The organism is Desulfobacula sp., from assembly GCF_030611305.1.
GTDB lineage: Bacteria > Desulfobacterota > Desulfobacteria > Desulfobacterales > Desulfobacteraceae > Desulfobacula.
Genome location: NZ_JAUWQB010000075.1, coordinates 1 through 16,138, shown reverse-complemented (window position 1 = coordinate 16,138; position 16,138 = coordinate 1). Strand labels below are relative to the sequence as shown.

General features: G+C 42.0%; 18 protein-coding genes. 11 read left to right on the top strand and 7 right to left on the bottom strand.

All coding sequences use genetic code 11. From position 1 onward, the window contains the following. Positions 1-455 precede the first annotated feature (455 nt). From QAI40_RS13245 to QAI40_RS13225, 5 genes are read left to right on the top strand one after another with little or no spacing between them, the layout of a single operon-like run. Positions 456-965 carry a hydrogenase maturation protease gene (locus QAI40_RS13245; protein ID WP_299982972.1) on the top strand — a complete coding sequence of 170 codons (510 nt, stop codon included), beginning with the start codon at positions 456-458 and terminating at the stop codon, positions 963-965. Continuing rightward, positions 965-1,378, top strand: coding sequence for a hydrogenase iron-sulfur subunit (locus tag QAI40_RS13240; RefSeq protein ID WP_299982969.1), 414 nt, complete (start codon positions 965-967; stop codon positions 1,376-1,378). Before QAI40_RS13245 ends, QAI40_RS13240 begins: the two co-directional genes overlap by 1 nt. A gap of 11 nt (positions 1,379-1,389) precedes the next feature. Then, positions 1,390-2,508: a Coenzyme F420 hydrogenase/dehydrogenase, beta subunit C-terminal domain gene (locus QAI40_RS13235; protein ID WP_299982966.1), complete on the top strand. Its 1,119-nt coding sequence runs from the start codon at positions 1,390-1,392 to the stop codon at positions 2,506-2,508. Positions 2,509-2,566: 58 nt separating this feature from the next. Beyond that, positions 2,567-3,508, top strand: a complete 942-nt coding sequence (locus tag QAI40_RS13230; RefSeq protein ID WP_299982964.1) for a methyl viologen-reducing hydrogenase — start codon at positions 2,567-2,569, stop codon at positions 3,506-3,508. Between the two features lies 1 nt (position 3,509). Continuing rightward, the gene (locus QAI40_RS13225) at positions 3,510-4,859 is read left to right on the top strand and encodes a Ni/Fe hydrogenase subunit alpha (RefSeq protein ID WP_299982962.1); all 1,350 of its coding nucleotides are present in this window, start codon (positions 3,510-3,512) and stop codon (positions 4,857-4,859) included. Between the two features lie 70 nt (positions 4,860-4,929). Here the strand turns inward: QAI40_RS13225 and QAI40_RS13220 are convergent, their stop codons facing one another. The 3 genes from QAI40_RS13220 to crcB form a co-directional block, all read right to left on the bottom strand. Continuing rightward, the gene (locus tag QAI40_RS13220) at positions 4,930-5,337 is read right to left on the bottom strand and encodes a YbgC/FadM family acyl-CoA thioesterase (protein WP_299982959.1); all 408 of its coding nucleotides are present in this window, start codon (positions 5,335-5,337) and stop codon (positions 4,930-4,932) included. A gap of 84 nt (positions 5,338-5,421) precedes the next feature. Beyond that, positions 5,422-5,754 carry a DUF190 domain-containing protein gene (locus QAI40_RS13215; protein WP_299982951.1) on the bottom strand — a complete coding sequence of 111 codons (333 nt, stop codon included), beginning with the start codon at positions 5,752-5,754 and terminating at the stop codon, positions 5,422-5,424. Positions 5,755-5,768: 14 nt separating this feature from the next. Next, positions 5,769-6,146, bottom strand: a complete 378-nt coding sequence (gene crcB, locus QAI40_RS13210) for a fluoride efflux transporter CrcB (RefSeq protein WP_299982948.1) — start codon at positions 6,144-6,146, stop codon at positions 5,769-5,771. Positions 6,147-6,460: 314 nt separating this feature from the next. On the opposite strand from crcB, the gene QAI40_RS13205 reads away from it, so the two are divergent. From QAI40_RS13205 to QAI40_RS13185, 5 genes are all read left to right on the top strand, one after another. Then, positions 6,461-7,144, top strand: a complete 684-nt coding sequence (locus QAI40_RS13205; RefSeq protein ID WP_299982945.1) for an NAD(P)/FAD-dependent oxidoreductase — start codon at positions 6,461-6,463, stop codon at positions 7,142-7,144. 21 nt (positions 7,145-7,165) lie between these two features. Beyond that, complete coding sequence (locus QAI40_RS13200) at positions 7,166-8,086, top strand: DUF362 domain-containing protein (RefSeq protein WP_299982942.1); 921 nt, start codon at positions 7,166-7,168, stop codon at positions 8,084-8,086. A gap of 5 nt (positions 8,087-8,091) precedes the next feature. After that, positions 8,092-9,633 carry a 4Fe-4S binding protein gene (locus QAI40_RS13195; RefSeq protein WP_299982939.1) on the top strand — a complete coding sequence of 514 codons (1,542 nt, stop codon included), beginning with the start codon at positions 8,092-8,094 and terminating at the stop codon, positions 9,631-9,633. Between the two features lie 94 nt (positions 9,634-9,727). Next, complete coding sequence (locus tag QAI40_RS13190) at positions 9,728-10,090, top strand: sirohydrochlorin chelatase (RefSeq protein ID WP_299982936.1); 363 nt, start codon at positions 9,728-9,730, stop codon at positions 10,088-10,090. A 25-nt stretch (positions 10,091-10,115) separates the two neighbouring features. After that, complete coding sequence (locus tag QAI40_RS13185; RefSeq protein WP_299982933.1) at positions 10,116-10,826, top strand: glutamine amidotransferase; 711 nt, start codon at positions 10,116-10,118, stop codon at positions 10,824-10,826. A gap of 7 nt (positions 10,827-10,833) precedes the next feature. On the opposite strand, the gene QAI40_RS13180 is transcribed toward QAI40_RS13185, so the two are convergent. From QAI40_RS13180 to QAI40_RS13165, 4 genes are all read right to left on the bottom strand, one after another. Further along, positions 10,834-11,580 carry a DUF547 domain-containing protein gene (locus QAI40_RS13180; protein ID WP_299982930.1) on the bottom strand — a complete coding sequence of 249 codons (747 nt, stop codon included), beginning with the start codon at positions 11,578-11,580 and terminating at the stop codon, positions 10,834-10,836. A 44-nt stretch (positions 11,581-11,624) separates the two neighbouring features. Next, entirely contained in the window at positions 11,625-12,200 is a 576-nt protein-coding gene (locus QAI40_RS13175; RefSeq protein ID WP_299982927.1) for a hypothetical protein, read from the bottom strand. Positions 12,201-12,323: 123 nt separating this feature from the next. Then, positions 12,324-13,505 carry a THUMP domain-containing class I SAM-dependent RNA methyltransferase gene (locus QAI40_RS13170; RefSeq protein ID WP_299982924.1) on the bottom strand — a complete coding sequence of 394 codons (1,182 nt, stop codon included), beginning with the start codon at positions 13,503-13,505 and terminating at the stop codon, positions 12,324-12,326. An 18-nt stretch (positions 13,506-13,523) separates the two neighbouring features. After that, positions 13,524-14,561, bottom strand: coding sequence for a 3-deoxy-7-phosphoheptulonate synthase (locus QAI40_RS13165; protein WP_304511665.1), 1,038 nt, complete (start codon positions 14,559-14,561; stop codon positions 13,524-13,526). Between the two features lie 395 nt (positions 14,562-14,956). On the opposite strand from QAI40_RS13165, the gene QAI40_RS13160 reads away from it, so the two are divergent. Continuing rightward, positions 14,957-16,072 carry a DUF362 domain-containing protein gene (locus QAI40_RS13160; protein ID WP_299982918.1) on the top strand — a complete coding sequence of 372 codons (1,116 nt, stop codon included), beginning with the start codon at positions 14,957-14,959 and terminating at the stop codon, positions 16,070-16,072. Positions 16,073-16,138 lie beyond the last annotated feature (66 nt).

The following is a 16,138-nucleotide window of genomic DNA, read 5'->3' as shown; positions in this document are numbered from 1 at the left end:
GATAACCTGGATCGTAACGGGTTTATGGCAGATGTATAAAAATTTGATTCTTATGGCAAATATCCAGTGCAAAATATGCCAACTTTACAAGGTGCCCAATATGATTTAAAATAAGTATAATGCAAAGATATCCTTGTCAATAAAAAAATATAATGTCAATTAAGTTGTGATGATTATTCATAAAATAAATGGGATTTTTAAAAAATTATTAAAATTAAGCTGTTGTGTAAGCACTGGTGCGCAATTATTTCTTTGTAATCGAAAAGGATTTTTTTGATTACAATTAGTTGACGAGATGGATTTAACCATTGTAATGTATAATGAGTTTTGTTCGGATAACCAGTGGTTTTGCCTTGATGGTTTGGCAAAAAAACGATGATGAAAATAAATGGAGATTATTTTTGTGCAATAGATTCAGATCTGTTGTCAAAAAGTCATGAAAGATGTACCTGGATTTGTTTAATAAAGATATTTTGGTGGTTGGATGTGGAAATTCGTTATTTGGAGATGACGGGTTTGGTCCGGCTGTGATCGAATCTCTTGAGGCGCAACATATCCTGGCTGACCATATTGGACTCCTCGATGCGGGCACTTCGGTCCGGGAGCTACTTTTTGATTTGCTGCTTTCCAGCCCAATTCCTAAGAACCTTATTCTGATTGATGCGGTTCAACATTCCAACGCCTTGCCGGGAGAAGTCATTCGTATTGATATAGACCAGATTCCAGAAAACAAAAAAGCTGATTATTCTCTGCACCAGTTTCCGACTACAAATATGCTAAAGGAATTAAAGGATTCGTCTCTGATTGATATTGAGATTTATGCCGTACAGATTGACAATATTCCGCAGATGGTTAAACCAGGCCTGAGCAGGCCGGTCAAAGAAGCGGTCCGCAAACTGTGCAATTTAATCAAGCTAAAAGTATATGATCCAGATTTTATATTCTGTGATAGGGAGCCTGTCTGATGCCCCCCCGTTTTGAACCGGTTATTATAGGTTTTTTATGCAATTGGTGTTCTTATACCGGTGCGGATTTGGCTGGTGTTGCAAGACTCCAGTATCCTCCAAATCTTCGTCCTATACGGGTCATGTGCACAGGCATGGTTCATCCCGATCTGGTGATGGAAGCGTTTTCCCAGGGAGCGGATGGTGTTATGATCATGGGCTGCCATCCAGGCGAGTGTCATTATCTTGAAGGAAATACAAAAGCTGTGGTCCGGGCAGAAGTTATATCCATTATTCTTAGGGATATTGGTGTCGACCCCTGCCGGTTTGAACTGAAGTGGATTTCCTCGGCTGAGGGATCGGTTTTTGCTGAGTTGATTACCGATTTTACAATGAGAATGCAGAAACTTGGCCCACATAAGGTTAATCCCTGAGAAAGGAGACTATGAAAACATTTTTTAATCTTGTACAGGAAGTCCAAAAACCAGGGTTATGTTACAGGTGCGGGGGGTGTGCCACCTTTTGTACGGCCCTTAACTATGGTGCCTTGGGAATTGATAAAAAAGGAAAGCCTGTTTACCAAGATATGGAGAAATGTATTGAGTGCGGCCTGTGTTATTCCATTTGCCCGGAGATTAATGATCTGGACGAGGAAACAAAGCGTCAGGCAGCCTGGAGCGAGCCCATGGGAAGGGTGATCGAGACCACTGTTGTCAGGGCATCTGATGTCAAGGTAATGGATCGGGCCTCGGACGGAGGAGCAGTTACGGGGCTTCTTCTTCATCTGTTTGACCGGAACAGGATTGATGGTGCCATTGTGACAAGATCGGTGGGCAAATATCAGCGCCAGCCTTTTCTGGCAACCACCAGGGAAGAAATATTGGAATCTACAGGGCTTTTTTTTGATACTTCTCATGGATTGAAACGGTTCAGTGACCAGTACATGACATTTTCAACTATTGAGGAATTTGACCCCATGATTAAAAAGGGACTGAAAAGGGTAGCACTGGTCGGCACACCCTGCCAGATAAAATCCCTTCGAAAGATGCAGGTTTTAAACCTGATACCATCGGATTCCATAAAATTTTGTTTTGGACTTTTTTGCTCCGGCAATTTTACTTTTGGGATCAAGGAACAGCAGCAGTTGGCAGATATTGCCGGAATATCATTGGACGATGTCAGCCGGATAAATCTAAAGGACAAGCTCATTATCACACTGAATTCAGGGGATATCAAAACAGTGGAACTTGAGCAAATGGAATCCATGAAACGATATGCCTGTAACTATTGTTCCGATTATTCAGCAGAGTTTGCCGATATTTCCTTTGGCGGGATCGGTGCTGAGGAGGGGTGGACTACCATCATTATCCGAACCCCCCTTGGCAGGGCTGTCCTGGCAGACAGCCGAAATTTTAAAAGGATTGAGCAATTTAATGTAGAGGACAATCCTGAGTTTGCCAGCAGAGCACTTCAGGAAGTCAGAAAAGCTTCTTCGGCAAAGAAGAAGAAAGCCAGGTACAAGAGAAGAAGTCTTCAGGCGAAGTCAGTGCAGGTCAAGGTGTAAGCATATTACTAAATCTGCATAATAATAGCTCAGACTAACAACCTATTGTGAGGATGCCATGCCCATAAAAATAGCAGGAGAGAGTTTAAATGCCTGTTCAGGATGTGAGATTTCCATTCTTGACATGGGAGAGAGGCTTTTAACGCTGCTGGAATTTGCCACCATCGTTCACCTTCCCCTCCTTATGGACAGCAAACATTGCGATAGAAAAAATAATCCACAGACCGTCAAACTGCCCAAAGCCGATGTGGGCCTTATCAGCGGGAATATTAAAACCAAAGAAAATCTTGAGCTTGCCCAAGCCATGAGAGATTCCTGTGATTTTATTATTGCTTTTGGAACCTGTGCAACCCACGGGGGAATTCCGGCTCTTGCAAATTCTTACCAGAGTGATGATCTTCTTGGACATTGTTTTAATACCGTGGGGACGGATAAAGCTGATAGTTTACCATCCGATGCAGTCCCAGGGTTGATGGACGTCTGTTATGCCCTTGATGAACACATCCGTGTGGATGTCTGTCTTCCAGGCTGTCCGCCTCATCCAGATCATATTTTCAGGGCTCTTCAATCAATTGAGAAGAAAGAGTCCTTTTCGCTGCCGGAGAAATCAGTGTGCGACAATTGTCCTGCATCAAGGGATGGCAAAGGTCAGGTAAAAACATTGAAAAGGGCTTTGGAACTGCCACAATGGAGGGTCTTTGATGATACAAAAGAAGGGTTTAAATGTTTCCTGGAACAGGGATTTCTCTGCATGGGACCTGTGACCAGGGATGGATGCGGAGGAGATACAGACCAGGCACGGTGTATTATGGCCCAGGTGCCCTGCCGGGGATGTTACGGCCCAGTAAAAAAGGAAGGCAACCAGCGGCTGGCCATGCTGAATGCCTTGGCATCCAACGACATTGATATTTCCTCTTTGCCGGAAACATTGTCAATGCTTAGGTTTTCCGGGGGACACGGGCTGTTACGCCCTTTACCCAGGATAAAGGAATCAGAATAATATGGGAAAAGTAATAAATATTCAACCCATCACCCGCATAGAAGGACATGCTTCGATCCATATCCAGTTAGATGATCAGGGTAATGTTAAGGAGACAAAAGTAGCGTTTAAATCCCTGAGAGGGTTTGAAAAATTTGTTGAAGGCAAGCCGGCAGAGGAACTTCCAAGGATAGTAAGTCGAATTTGTGGGATTTGCCCCTGGATGCATCATATTGCTTCCAACAAGGCCGTGGATGCATGTTTTAAGGTAACTCCCCCACCTGCCGGAAATTTTTTAAGGGAACTGATGCTGACTATTGCCCATATAGAGGACAAGCTGCTTCATTTTTTCTTTCTTGCCGGGGCTGATTTTTTTCTGGGCCCTGAGTATGATTACAGTGTTCGTAACATTATGGGGCTTGTGAAGGCAAACCCAGAACTTGCACAGAATGTGATCAAGATGCGGCATAAGGCTAAAATGGTTCTGGATAGATTTTCCAAAAAAACCATTCATCCGGTTGCCGGTGTGCCGGGCGGTTTTGTAAAACCGCTTTCAACAGAGGACCGCAAAATATTTCTTGATAATTTGACGGAACTTTTGGATTTTGCCCTTTTTGCCCTGGAATATGCCAAAAAAGAGGTTTTTCCAAAATTTGGAGAATTTCACCACGGTCTTGGAGACATTACCACGGGTTTCATCGGGATGGTGGACAATAAAGGTGCTATGAACCTGTATGACGGTAATATCCGGTTAATGAAACCCGACGGAAGCTGCAAGGGGTTTCACCCGGATGAGTATCTGGATCATCTGGCGGAAAAGGTGATTCCGTTCTCATATGGGAAGTTTCCCTATGCAAAATCCTGGGGAGAAGGATTTTCAATGGATCTTGATGCTCCAAAAGGCATTTATAGATCAAACACGCTTGCAAGGATCAATGTGGCCGACCGGATTGCCACACCAAGAGCCCAGGCAGAACTTGAAGAGTTCCGTGATCTGTATGGCCGCCCTGCACAATCCACTCTTCTCTATCATTATGCAAGACTGATTGAGGAGGTCTACACCTGTGAAAGGGCAATTGAAATCTTGAAAGATCCCAGGATCATCAGCCCTGAAATCCGGGCCAAGGTCGAACCCTGTGCAGGAAGGGGTGTCGGATGTGTTGAGGCACCTAGGGGAACCCTTATTCATGATTATTCGACAGATGAAAATGGTCTCATTACCCGGGTGAATCTCATCGTGGGCACTACCCACAACCTTGCTCCTATCAACCTTAGCGTGGATAGAGCAGCAAGGGATCTAATTAAAAACGGGGTTTATGATGACGTTATACTCAATAAGATCGAGATGGCGGTCCGGGCCTATGACCCCTGAATTTCCTGTGCAACCCATCGCCTGGACGGCGGTAAGGTGATCAGTATTACCATCACAGATGCAAAAGGATTTAGGTATCCATTAAAAAATTAAGATCTGGGATCGGCATCAATTTTTTATTCGGCCCCAGGCAGACAAGTTCCAACGTGCAGGTAACGGCCGGCTTTGCTGCGTCCGGCCGCCAGGCTTCATGAAAAAAGATGACCCTGTAATCCCCTTCTTTTTCCCATGTTGTTTTAATATCGAGAAGATCCCCGAAAACTGCTCCGTCGTGGTAACCTAAGGTTATTTTATAAACGGCAAAACCGATTTCCTGCTCATGCCACATGTCAGCAAGCACGTCAATACCAATGATATCTTCTCTTGCCCGTTCAAAGAATTTTAAATAATTGGCATGGTAGACAACCCCTGAGTGGTCTGTGTCTTCATAATAAACCCGGGTTGGGAAAAGATGTGCTTGCCTGTTTGAATTATTCATATATCGTGTCCTGTAAGGTAAGTTATTTGCTGGGCTTTTATACAGCTGCCAGCAAATCATTTCAAGAAGCTATCAAAAATATAGCTAACTTGTCCGGTAGAACCGTATGTTTACTTCTTCTACGGTGGCCAGTCCCTCTGTAATGGTGTGATCAATGATCGGCATAAAATCATCGATTTTTTTCAGGGTATCGACAATCTCTATGACCATGGGCATATCTTCTGAAAGTCTTAAAATTTTTGCGGTATGAATCATTGAATGTGCTCCAAAACCTAATACACCACGAGTAACCGTTGCCCCGGCCAATCCGTGTTCCCTTGCTTTTTTCACAATCCATTCATATAGAGGAGCTCCGTCTTTTTTGTCACTCTCACCGATGAAGATTCTGAGCAAATGCCCTTTTTCCGGAAGAACCATAAATTCAACCTCCTTTATAATAGTTTAGACATGGAAAATCCAAGCCAGACAGAACCGAAACCAAGGATAAGGTGAAGCATGAGGTTTGTTAACGCTGCAACAAACTGTCCATCCCGGGCAACCGTGAATATTTCATATCCAAACGTTGAAAAAGTTGTAAATCCTCCCAGGAATCCGATGAGAATCAATGCGCGAATTTCAGGGGTAAATATTTGTCTTGTTTCAGATAATCCGCCTAATATGCCGATGAAAAGACACCCGATTACATTGACCGTTATGGTCCCGTAGGGGAAGAAGGGATCATTAAACAGTCTGTGGGATAAATCACTGATGATATATCGGCAGATAGATCCTGCGAAACCTCCTATTCCAACCATCAATATTTTAATCATATCCATCTCCTGCAAAATCATCATTCCAACCGAGTCTGGCTTTTGGGAGTTTAAATAGAAATGAACACAAAAGCCATGTTTATTTAATAAGCCCTCCATTTTTTAAGAACAATACCTGGTCCGCAGCCATTAAAAAGAATATAAATACTATATTTAGGTGTTGGTTTGTAAATTCCCTGATTTCCTTGACATATAGGGAAGTGAATAATAAAAAACACTCATGGGGTTTATGGATAATGGCATGGTATGAATATGGATTAAGGTTGATTTTTGTATCATTAACTGGAAGGAAGAAATAGAAACAGGAGTCGGGAATGCTCAAAGATGGTGAAAAAGGGGTTATTCGTCAAAGAGGCAGGGAAAATGAAACATATGCCATTGCTCCGCATATCCCCTGCGGGATTGTAAAACCGGAGCAGCTCAGAAAACTGGCAGATGTGGCCCAAAAGCATAATGTATCAGACTTAAAGATTACCAGTGCGGCAAGAATCGCCCTTATCGGCATCAGGGAAGATCAGGTAGATGAGATCTGGGAGGATCTTGGCATGGATACCGGTCATGCAACAGGGCTTTGTGTCAGAAGTATTAAGGTCTGTCCCGGGACAACCTATTGCCGGCTGGCAAAACAGGACAGCCTTAAAATGGGAATGGAACTGGATGAGGCCTACCATGGGATGGTTCTTCCGAGTAAAATGAAAATGGGTGTCAGCGGCTGTAAAATTCAATGTGCTGAAAATTGTATTAAAGACATTTCCCTTTATGGTACAAAGGATGGATGGACAATTATGATTGGCGGTAATGGTTCAGCAAGGCCAAGGCTTGCTGATATTTTGGCAGAAGATCTTTCTTTTAAAGATGCCAGGGCCTTGGTGGCAAAGGTGATGGATTACTACAAGGAACATTCAAAACGTGAGCGTATGGGCCGAATGATTGAAAGAATAGGGCTTGGCACAATTAAATCAGATTTAAAACAGGCAATTCATATTTTTAAGGTTTAGCTGAGCATACAAAGGGGGAAAATGGACAGGCGAAAATTTTTAAAACAGGTTTCATTGTGGTCTGCCGGTATCATCATTACCCCTCCTGTGTTTAATTTTACCCCGAAATTGTTTGGTTCCCCTTTGATAAAACCGGATATTCTAGTGGCAAAAGGGGAGGATTATCCCGGTCTGGTGCGACAAGTTGTTCATTCCCTGGGCGGGATGCAGACGTTTGTAAAAAACGGTGACAAAGTTGTGATTAAACCCAATATCGGGTGGGACAGAAATGTTGAGCAGGGGGCGAATACCCATCCGTTGATTGTGGCCGAGCTTGCAAAGCTTTGTCTTGATGCCGGAGCATCAAAAGTATTTGTTTTTGACAGGACCTGTAATGAAGAGCGCAGGTGCTATAACAATAGCGGCATAAAGTCAGCAATAAAAGAGATCCGGGATAAACGACTCCGGCTTGAGTATATTGATGATAGAAAGTTTGTACCGGTAAACATTAAAAAAGGAAAAGTATTAAGGGAATGGTCTTTTTATAAAGATGCCCTTGAAGCGGATTGCTATATCAATGTGCCGGTGGCTAAGCACCACAGCCTGTCCCGGTTGAGCATCGGGCTTAAAAATGTCATGGGCGTTATCGGTGGCTGGCGGGGCAAAATTCATTATAAGCTTGGAGCAAAGCTTGCAGATTTGAACATGGTCATCAAACCTGAGCTTACCATTGTGGATGCCACCCGGGTGATTGTAAGGAATGGTCCACAGGGCGGGGACTTAGATGATGTAAAGATACTTAATACCATTATCGGGTCTCTGGACCCTGTGGCAGCAGATGCATATGCTACCACCCTTTTCGGATTGAAACCCCATCAGATTAAGTCCACGGTTGAGGCCTATAAAAGAGGATTGGGACAGATGGACCTGGGCAAATGCAATATCCGCTATCTTAAAGCCTGATTTTTATGAAGATAAAACCTTATTTAAAGCAGGTGCGCCGATTATCCCAGCTTATCTGCCTGGTGATATTTTTATTTTTATTCAGGCAGACCGATTATACCGGCAGTGATACCATCCCCTATGCCGTCAATATTTTATTCAGGCTTGATCCTCTGGTACTGGCCACTATAACTTTAGCCAAAAAAACTTTTGTCACACTGCTTTGGCCGTCTTTTATCATTATCGGGTTGACCCTTTTGTTTGGCAGGTGTTTTTGTTCCTGGATCTGTCCATTAGGGACATTGATCGACGGTTCCGGCCATTTTATCAAATCCGGGAAAGCCAGTGTTCGTCTGCCATATTTAAAATATGTTATTCTTATTATCATATTGATTTCTTCTGCCTTCGGGGTGCAGCTCCTGGGATTTGTGGATCCTTTTTCACTCCTTGTCAGAGGAATGGTTTTCAGTATCGACCCCATAATAAATTATCTTGTTTCCCTGTTTTTTGATTCAGTCTATACCAGGGGCCCTGCCGCATTTTCAAATATAACTGAACCGGCATATGAAGTGCTTAAGACCTTTGTCCTTCCTTTTAAGCAAAGCTTTTTTTATCTATCGTTTTTATCATTTTTTTTACTGGTCCTTATTTTTATAATGGAATTTTTTGGTAAACGCTTCTGGTGCCGGAACCTGTGTCCTTTGGGGGGACTTTTAGCGCTTATTTCAAGACTGTCCATTTTCAAAAGGATTCCTGTCAAAGCCTGTAAAAATTGTGAGCTGTGTGAATCAGAGTGCCGGATGAACGCCTTTGACAAAGAGCATTACTTCATGTTTGAAGAGTGCAGCCTCTGCATGGACTGCCTCGAGTTTTGTCCAGACAATATCACCACGTTTAAATTTTCCATCCCGAAAAACAAATCGTCTGTAAACATCAATAGACGGCAATTGATCGTCGCCGGGCTTACCGGCCTGGCCCTGCCGGTTCTTTGCAGGACCAACGCGATATCTAAGACGCCGGATGATGATTTGATCCGGCCGCCCGGTGCTTTGGATGAAACAGATTTTTTGGCATCCTGTGTGCGGTGTGGAGAATGTATGAAGGTCTGCATTAATAATGCACTGCAGCCGTTGTTTTTGGAGAAGGGCTTTGAAGGCATGTTTACGCCAAAACTGGTTCCGAGGCTGGGGTATTGTGAATTCAATTGCACGCTCTGTTCCCAGGTTTGTCCCACGGGTGCTTTGGGCCGACTGAATGTAAAGCAAAAGCATGCTTTTGTCATCGGGAGGGCATATTTTGATAAAAATAAGTGCATGGTCTATACAGAGAAAAAATCTTGTATCGTGTGCGAAGAACATTGCCCAACCCATGATAAAGCCATTAAGTTTAATGAAATTAAAATTCGGGATGTCTTTGGAAATTCTGTTTTATTAAAACAGCCCTATGTGGTGGAAGAACTTTGCATTGGATGCGGTATCTGCGAGCATATCTGTCCGGTCCAGGGGGAAGCTGCCATAAAGGTGGTTGGCAAAGGCGGTGCCAGGGAATTCGGATCCGGATACGGGTAGTTGTATGGTTGCAAAACAAGAAACCATTGTTATTTTTAATTGTCAAGAACGCACAAAACAAAGGTGAGCCCATAAAAACATCAGGGAGAAAAGTGTGAAAGCATTGATTATTGCTGCCCATGGCAGCAGAAAAAAAGAATCCAACCTGGAAGTTGCATCACTTGCAGCAAGAGTGCTTGAAAAAGCAAAAGGATCATTTGAAAAGGTTGAGTATGCTTTTTTGCAATTTGCCGATCCTCTCCTTGAAATGAGAATTGATGAGCTTGTGCAAAAGGGTGCAACAAAGATTGTCATATTTCCGTTTTTCATCGGCAGCGGCAGCCATACTCTTGTTGATATGCCCGAACTGATAAAAAAGGTTCAATTAACCTATCAACATGTTGAATTCAAGTTGACCCGGCATCTTGGAAAAATTGAAGCTATTGAAGATATCATCATCCATGAGGTGATGAGTTGAATTTCATTAACCGATTGAGCCGTGTATGAAAAAGATCGTTATCCTAAAAACTGGCGACACCTTTCCAGCTATTGCAGAGCAGTTGGGAGATTTTGAAGACTGGATTTCTCAAGGTTTAAGTGTCGGCAAAGAAAATGTCCGGGTGGTGGATGTCCCAAACGGGGAAGCGTTACCGGCCATTGAAACATGTAATGGTGTGGTGATTGCAGGCTCCCATGCCATGGTGACCGGCAATTTTTCATGGAGTGTGGCAATTGAGCAATGGATTCCGGACGTCATCCATTCCAATATACCCATTCTGGGCATTTGCTATGGACATCAACTGCTTGCTAAAGCCATGGGTGGGGTGGTGGATTACCATGCCCGGGGAATTGAAATCGGTACCGCTGAGATTGAACTTGTGCAGGAAGATACATCAGATATGCTTTTCAAAGGATTGCCGAAAACGTTTACAGCCCATGTCTGTCATTCTCAAACGGTTGCTAAGCTTCCGTATAATGCTATCCGTATAGCCAAAAACTTATTTGAACCCAACCATGCCTTCAGGATCGGTCCATCCGCCTGGGGGGTCCAGTTTCACCCGGAATATGATAACAGGATCATGGCTGCCTATGCAGAAAATATGGAAGCCGAGATCAAGGAATCAGGGCTTATCTTATCCGAAATTCTGAATAAAATAGAACCCACTCCCATTGCACTTAGGATATTAAAACGGTTTGGGAAAATAGTTGGATAAATCGGCCTTACCGGTTCAATGACCAGTCATAATACAGGTAAGCGATCTTCATATTGTTTCCTGCTGAATTAAGCTTTTCTTTCAACTCTTTAGATGCATACCGTTTAATAAACATAAGTGAGTTATCGGAAAAATCCGCTTCAAACCATTTGAAAATTTTGCTGACAAAAAGAGTGTCTCCTTTGATAAAATTATTTTTTTTATCATTGATAAATTCTCTTGTCTGGTCATTTAGCTGATTTTCCAGGGTTTCGCCTTTATAGGGCTCATCCCGAAGCGGCGGACAGCTTTTAGATGCACAGTTTATGGCAAAATGAACCCGGGGATCCTTGAACTTTGGCCGAATGATTTTATGCTCGATATAATCAAGGGATACGGTTTTTTTTTGCAGCAAAATGAATTTTTTGTTCCAGGGATTGGAAAAAAAACCGCCGATCTCTTTGATGGAATTAATATCTGGATACTTTGTCAATACAAGTTTTATGGTGAATGCATTATAGGCGTTGATATAAAATGCAAACCGATTGTTTTTTGAAAGGGATTTGGCATCGGTGTGGCTCAAGATGGCCAGATACTCATCCAGCAGTTTCTCATCTTTTTTAAATCCGTCATAGTTAACGTGTTTCTTTGTGACATGCTTTTTTAAAAGCGATGCATAAATACGATTGCCAACATCCTCCTTTGCCAGGGTGTGGTCTGCAAAAAATAAAAACAGGATAGATAAACCCGCGATATATTTAAACCCTTTTTGCATAACTATCCCTTTCTTCCTTTTGCTGTTTGTTTCTCTTAATTACTTTATTTGGGTGTAAAACTGAATTTTTGACCACCAATGGTGGCTTCATACATCAAACCGCCTTTTGTGTGGACAAAAACCGCCATTCCCTTTGAATAATTTATGTCTGCATGGTCTCCTGTTGCAGGACCGGCACTTGCACTGGCTGTCACACCTTCTGTTCCTGCTTTTGCCTGTACTCCGGCAGTAATGGCCACAGCAGATGCAGAGGCATCAAATTCAAAGCTACCGCTGGTGAATTCAGTATAGGACCGTTTGTCCTGGAAAAATATAATTTCTGAAAATGCCTGGCCTCCCAGTTGGAAACCAATGCTGAGTTTTGCCAGAGAAACGGTCCCGGTGACATTACCTTTTTTATATACCTTGCCTTTTCCATAGGCACCGCCAATACCGATACCGCCTTTTCCCACGGTTGGGAAAATCGCATATCCATAGCAGTTTTTAAAGAATGACTTTGTTGCATCAGACTTTTTAAATACATTGATGGTATCTGAATAACTGTCAGCAAAGACAATAGTTGATAAACTCATTACAAACACGATCATTATAGAAAACAGAACCGACTTAAGGCTTTTCATTTCATTTCTCCTTTTATGTTCAATTTTTTAATGAATAAAATCTGCGTGAAACCTATTCTTTTGATTAATATTGTATATCTTTAACATGCAGTTTATAGAATATGAAGTCCTTTTATCCTGCTATCAGATCATTCCGATACCGGCAAAAATATCAAGGCCACCGTGAAAAATGGGCTTTAACTCAAGCTTGAGTCCAAGATAGGAGTTGCATACTCTTGATGGAAGAATAATACCCGCACGCCACCCTTTAAAATCAGCCGTCAGTTTTTTCCCAATCTCACGGTAAAAGGACCGGGGCTCGCTATTTCTCCCGAGCCTTTTACCATAAGGTGGATTTAACATCACCACCCCTTTTTTCCCAGGGGATATCCTGGAAGGATAGATGGAAAAAAAGTCTTTTTGACAGACGTCTATGATACGGGTGAAGTCATGGTTTGAAATATTTTGTTCCAGGGCAGTTAAGGCTATATCATCGATATCAGATGCAAAAATTTCTTTTTCTGAAAAGGCAAGAAATTTTTCCTGGGCCTGTTTTTTCAGATAAGCATATGCCTTCCGGCTGAATCCCGGCCAGTTTTCAAATGCAAAGGATCTGAAAAATCCTGGCGGAAGATTGGTTTTCATCATGGCAGCTTCAAGAGAAAAAGTGCCTGACCCGCACATGGGATCAATCAATATGTCTTCTTTTGAAAAACCGGCCCAGAAAAGCATGGCAAAGGCCAGATTTTCTCTTAACGGCGCTTTGCTTACCTTCTCTTTGACGCCTCGTTTAAATAAAAGTGTTCCCGTGGTGTCCTGTGAGATAGTAAAATTATTTTGTTGAGCCCTGATATAAATCGTCTGATTTGATTTGTTTTTACCAGGTGAAGTAAACGCACCGCCCGAACTTAATTGATTTAAAATAATTTTTTCACACCGCTGTGCAATGGCATCGGAATGGTATAACCTTGATTTTTTGGTTGTGACACTAAACTTGAGTGAACAATTTTGCGGCAGATAGAGTATCCAGTCAATGGCGTTCATTTTTTTCTCAAGTTTTTCAAAAGAGTCTGCCTTAAACTGGCTGATCCGCATTAAAATTCTTGAAGGGCTTCTTAAATTAAGATTGAACGCCATGCACGCCGCCGGTTTGCTTTTAAATTCAATACCCCCCTGAATGGCCTTCAAATTACCTTCAGGGAATCCCAACGCAAGCATTTCATTTTGGCAGATTTTTTTTAATCCGGGTGAACACACAGCAAAAAAAAGATGGTCCCTGCCGGTAATTCTTCTTTTTACTCTTTTTTCAAACGAAGATGGTTTCATCGGTATCATCTGTCATTTTTATAATCTGTCATAGGAGCAACGGATCAGACTCTCAGTGGTTTCCCAGGAGATGCATTCATCGGTAATGGAGATGCCGTATTTAAGCGTTTTGCAATCCCCATTGCATTTCTGGTTGCCTTCAAACAGGTTGCTTTCAAGCATTAATCCAATAATACTGGTATTACCGTCAAGCCGTTGATCCAGCACACTTTTAAATACAAAGGACTGCCCTTTGTGTTTTTGTCCCGAGTTATCATGGGAGCAGTCTATCATCACGGCATCCAGAAGGTTTTTTGTTTTAAGTCTTTTCTGGACTTTTTCCACGGAAACTGGATCGTAATTCGGGTGGGGACCACCTCGAAGAACAATATGGCCGAAAGGATTTCCCTTTGTGCTGACCACTGAAGAATATCCTTGCGGGTCGATTCCGAGAAAATGCTGGGGTGCGCCTGCCGCTGTCATGGCATTGATGGCTGATTCAATGCTTCCATCCGTGCAGTTTTTAAATCCCACCGGCATGGAAAGACCGCTGGCCATTTCACGATGGGTCTGGGATTCCGTTGTCCTGGCACCAATGGCCACCCAGGTTAAAAGGCCGGCAATATACTGGGGTGTGATGGGATCAAGAATTTCTGTGGCAGTGGGAAGCCCCATTCGGTTGATGTCTATCAACAGGGATCTGGCTTTTCTCAACCCTTCATCCATATCATAAGAAGCATCAAGAAAAGGATCATTGATCAACCCTTTCCATCCAACGGTTGTTCTGGGTTTTTCAAAATAAACCCTCATAATCAGATTAATTTTTTCTTTAACCACATCCCTTAATCGTTTCATTTTTTGGGCATATTCAAGGGCGGCATCCGTGTCATGGATTGAGCAGGGTCCTGCAATCACAAGGACCCGGTCATCTTTTTTTTGTAAAATGTTTTCAACTTCACGGCGTCCGTTAATAACGGTTTTTGCAACATCATCTGTTACCGGAAGCTCTTCTTTAATGGATGCCGGTGAAATAAGGGGTTTGAACTCTTTTACATTTACATCATAGGTCTGTTTCATGGCCTTTTCCTTTGCAGGTTTTATCCAAAAGCCGGCAACTAAAAACAAAAAAGCCGCAGGCTTTTGCTGCCCGCGGCTTTTGTTTAAAAATAAACTCTATCGCAAAACAGGCAGACCGGTATAAAAAAAATACCTAAAATAAAAATAAAGTCTGTCTGTTAAGCAAAAATTCATCTGTTTCTCCCTTTGAAAGTCAGATAAACCATATATTTTTTTTCAAGTCAAGGAAATTAATGAATCTCTTGCTTTTTACAGATTGAGATAAAAATTCAACCGCAACTTTTATTGGAAAAAGTATTTTCCTATCTACACATAACCTGATATCAATAATTATTTTTATTTACATTTTCAAAAGTCATGTAATAAAAGATCCAGAAGAAAATAAAAGGTGCTCTATGTCAAAAGTTGCTCTTGTAAGATGTGAATCATATGAATACGATACTGTGAAAAGTTCTATTGAGAGAGGTATTTCACTTTTGGGCGGTATTTCCCTGTTTGTTAAAAAAGGCGAAAATATTTTATTAAAACCCAATATCCTCATGGGTGACGCTCCGGAAAAGTGTGTTACAACAAATCCGGCTGTTTTTAAAGCCGTTACAGAAATGTTAATAAATGCCGGAGCAAATGTTACCTATGGTGATTCACCCGCAATAGGTAAAACTTTAAAGGCCGCAAAAAAAGCGGGGTTAACTCAGGTTGCAGATGAATTTAATATTAAATTGGCAGATTTTAAGACCGGAATTGATGTATTTTTTGATAAAGGTCTTCAAAACAGAAAATTCACAATTGCAAAAGCCGTATTTGATAATGATGCTGTCATCAGTCTTCCGAAATTAAAAACCCATGGATTAGAGAGATTTACAGGTGCGATTAAAAATCAGTTTGGCTGTATTCCCGGGGTACTTAAAGGAGAATTTCATTTAAAATTACCAGGTGCTGATGATTTTGCAAAAATGCTTGTTGATTTGAATAAATTTGTCAGGCCGCGGCTTTATATTATGGATGGCATCTATGGCATGGAGGGGAACGGGCCAAGAGGTGGGACTCCAAAAAAAATGAGTATACTTCTTTTCTCTTCTGATCCAGTTGCTCTGGATGCAACGGTTTGCCGATTAATAAAACTCAATCCCAAATATGTTCCAACAACAAGATATGGCATGCAAGCCGGCATAGGGTCATTTTTGAAAGAGGATATAGAACTGCTTGGTGATGAATTTGACAGTTTTTTTACTGATGATTTTAAAATTAATCGAAAACCTATAAAATCTTTTAACCCTGGTTTCTTTTCAGGTTTTATGAATAATCGGTTTGTATCAAAACCTTACATTGAGGCAGAAAAATGTGTTCGATGCGGGGTCTGTGTCAGTATGTGTCCGGCAAATCCCAAGGCTGTTTTTTTTAAAGATGATGATAAGTCAATGGTGCCCATATACAACCTGGATATTTGCCATAAGGTGAGAGCAAATCATAACAACCCTGTGGATGACATGAGTTATTGCAGCGTCGTTTAAATAAAAGTGGTGAGATATGAGTTGTGAGTTGGAGATATAAAATAAGGAGGCTGCTATTTTCAGAAT

Bases quoted from the DNA above. Each gene is read 5' to 3' on its own strand.
- QAI40_RS13180 (WP_299982930.1), bottom strand. From the start codon at position 11,580: ATGCAAAAAGGGTTTAAATATATCGCGGGTTTATCTATCCTGTTTTTA.
- QAI40_RS13240 (WP_299982969.1), top strand. From the start codon at position 965: ATGCCCCCCCGTTTTGAACCGGTTATTATAGGTTTTTTATGCAATTGG.
- QAI40_RS13220 (WP_299982959.1), bottom strand. From the start codon at position 5,337: ATGAATAATTCAAACAGGCAAGCACATCTTTTCCCAACCCGGGTTTAT.
- QAI40_RS13205 (WP_299982945.1), top strand. From the start codon at position 6,461: ATGCTCAAAGATGGTGAAAAAGGGGTTATTCGTCAAAGAGGCAGGGAA.
- QAI40_RS13215 (WP_299982951.1), bottom strand. From the start codon at position 5,754: ATGGTTCTTCCGGAAAAAGGGCATTTGCTCAGAATCTTCATCGGTGAG.
- QAI40_RS13235 (WP_299982966.1), top strand. From the start codon at position 1,390: ATGAAAACATTTTTTAATCTTGTACAGGAAGTCCAAAAACCAGGGTTA.
- QAI40_RS13170 (WP_299982924.1), bottom strand. From the start codon at position 13,505: ATGAAACCATCTTCGTTTGAAAAAAGAGTAAAAAGAAGAATTACCGGC.
- QAI40_RS13230 (WP_299982964.1), top strand. From the start codon at position 2,567: ATGCCCATAAAAATAGCAGGAGAGAGTTTAAATGCCTGTTCAGGATGT.
- QAI40_RS13165 (WP_304511665.1), bottom strand. From the start codon at position 14,561: ATGAAACAGACCTATGATGTAAATGTAAAAGAGTTCAAACCCCTTATT.
- QAI40_RS13160 (WP_299982918.1), top strand. From the start codon at position 14,957: ATGTCAAAAGTTGCTCTTGTAAGATGTGAATCATATGAATACGATACT.
- crcB (WP_299982948.1), bottom strand. From the start codon at position 6,146: ATGATTAAAATATTGATGGTTGGAATAGGAGGTTTCGCAGGATCTATC.
- QAI40_RS13225 (WP_299982962.1), top strand. From the start codon at position 3,510: ATGGGAAAAGTAATAAATATTCAACCCATCACCCGCATAGAAGGACAT.
- QAI40_RS13185 (WP_299982933.1), top strand. From the start codon at position 10,116: ATGAAAAAGATCGTTATCCTAAAAACTGGCGACACCTTTCCAGCTATT.
- QAI40_RS13195 (WP_299982939.1), top strand. From the start codon at position 8,092: ATGAAGATAAAACCTTATTTAAAGCAGGTGCGCCGATTATCCCAGCTT.
- QAI40_RS13175 (WP_299982927.1), bottom strand. From the start codon at position 12,200: ATGAAAAGCCTTAAGTCGGTTCTGTTTTCTATAATGATCGTGTTTGTA.
- QAI40_RS13200 (WP_299982942.1), top strand. From the start codon at position 7,166: ATGGACAGGCGAAAATTTTTAAAACAGGTTTCATTGTGGTCTGCCGGT.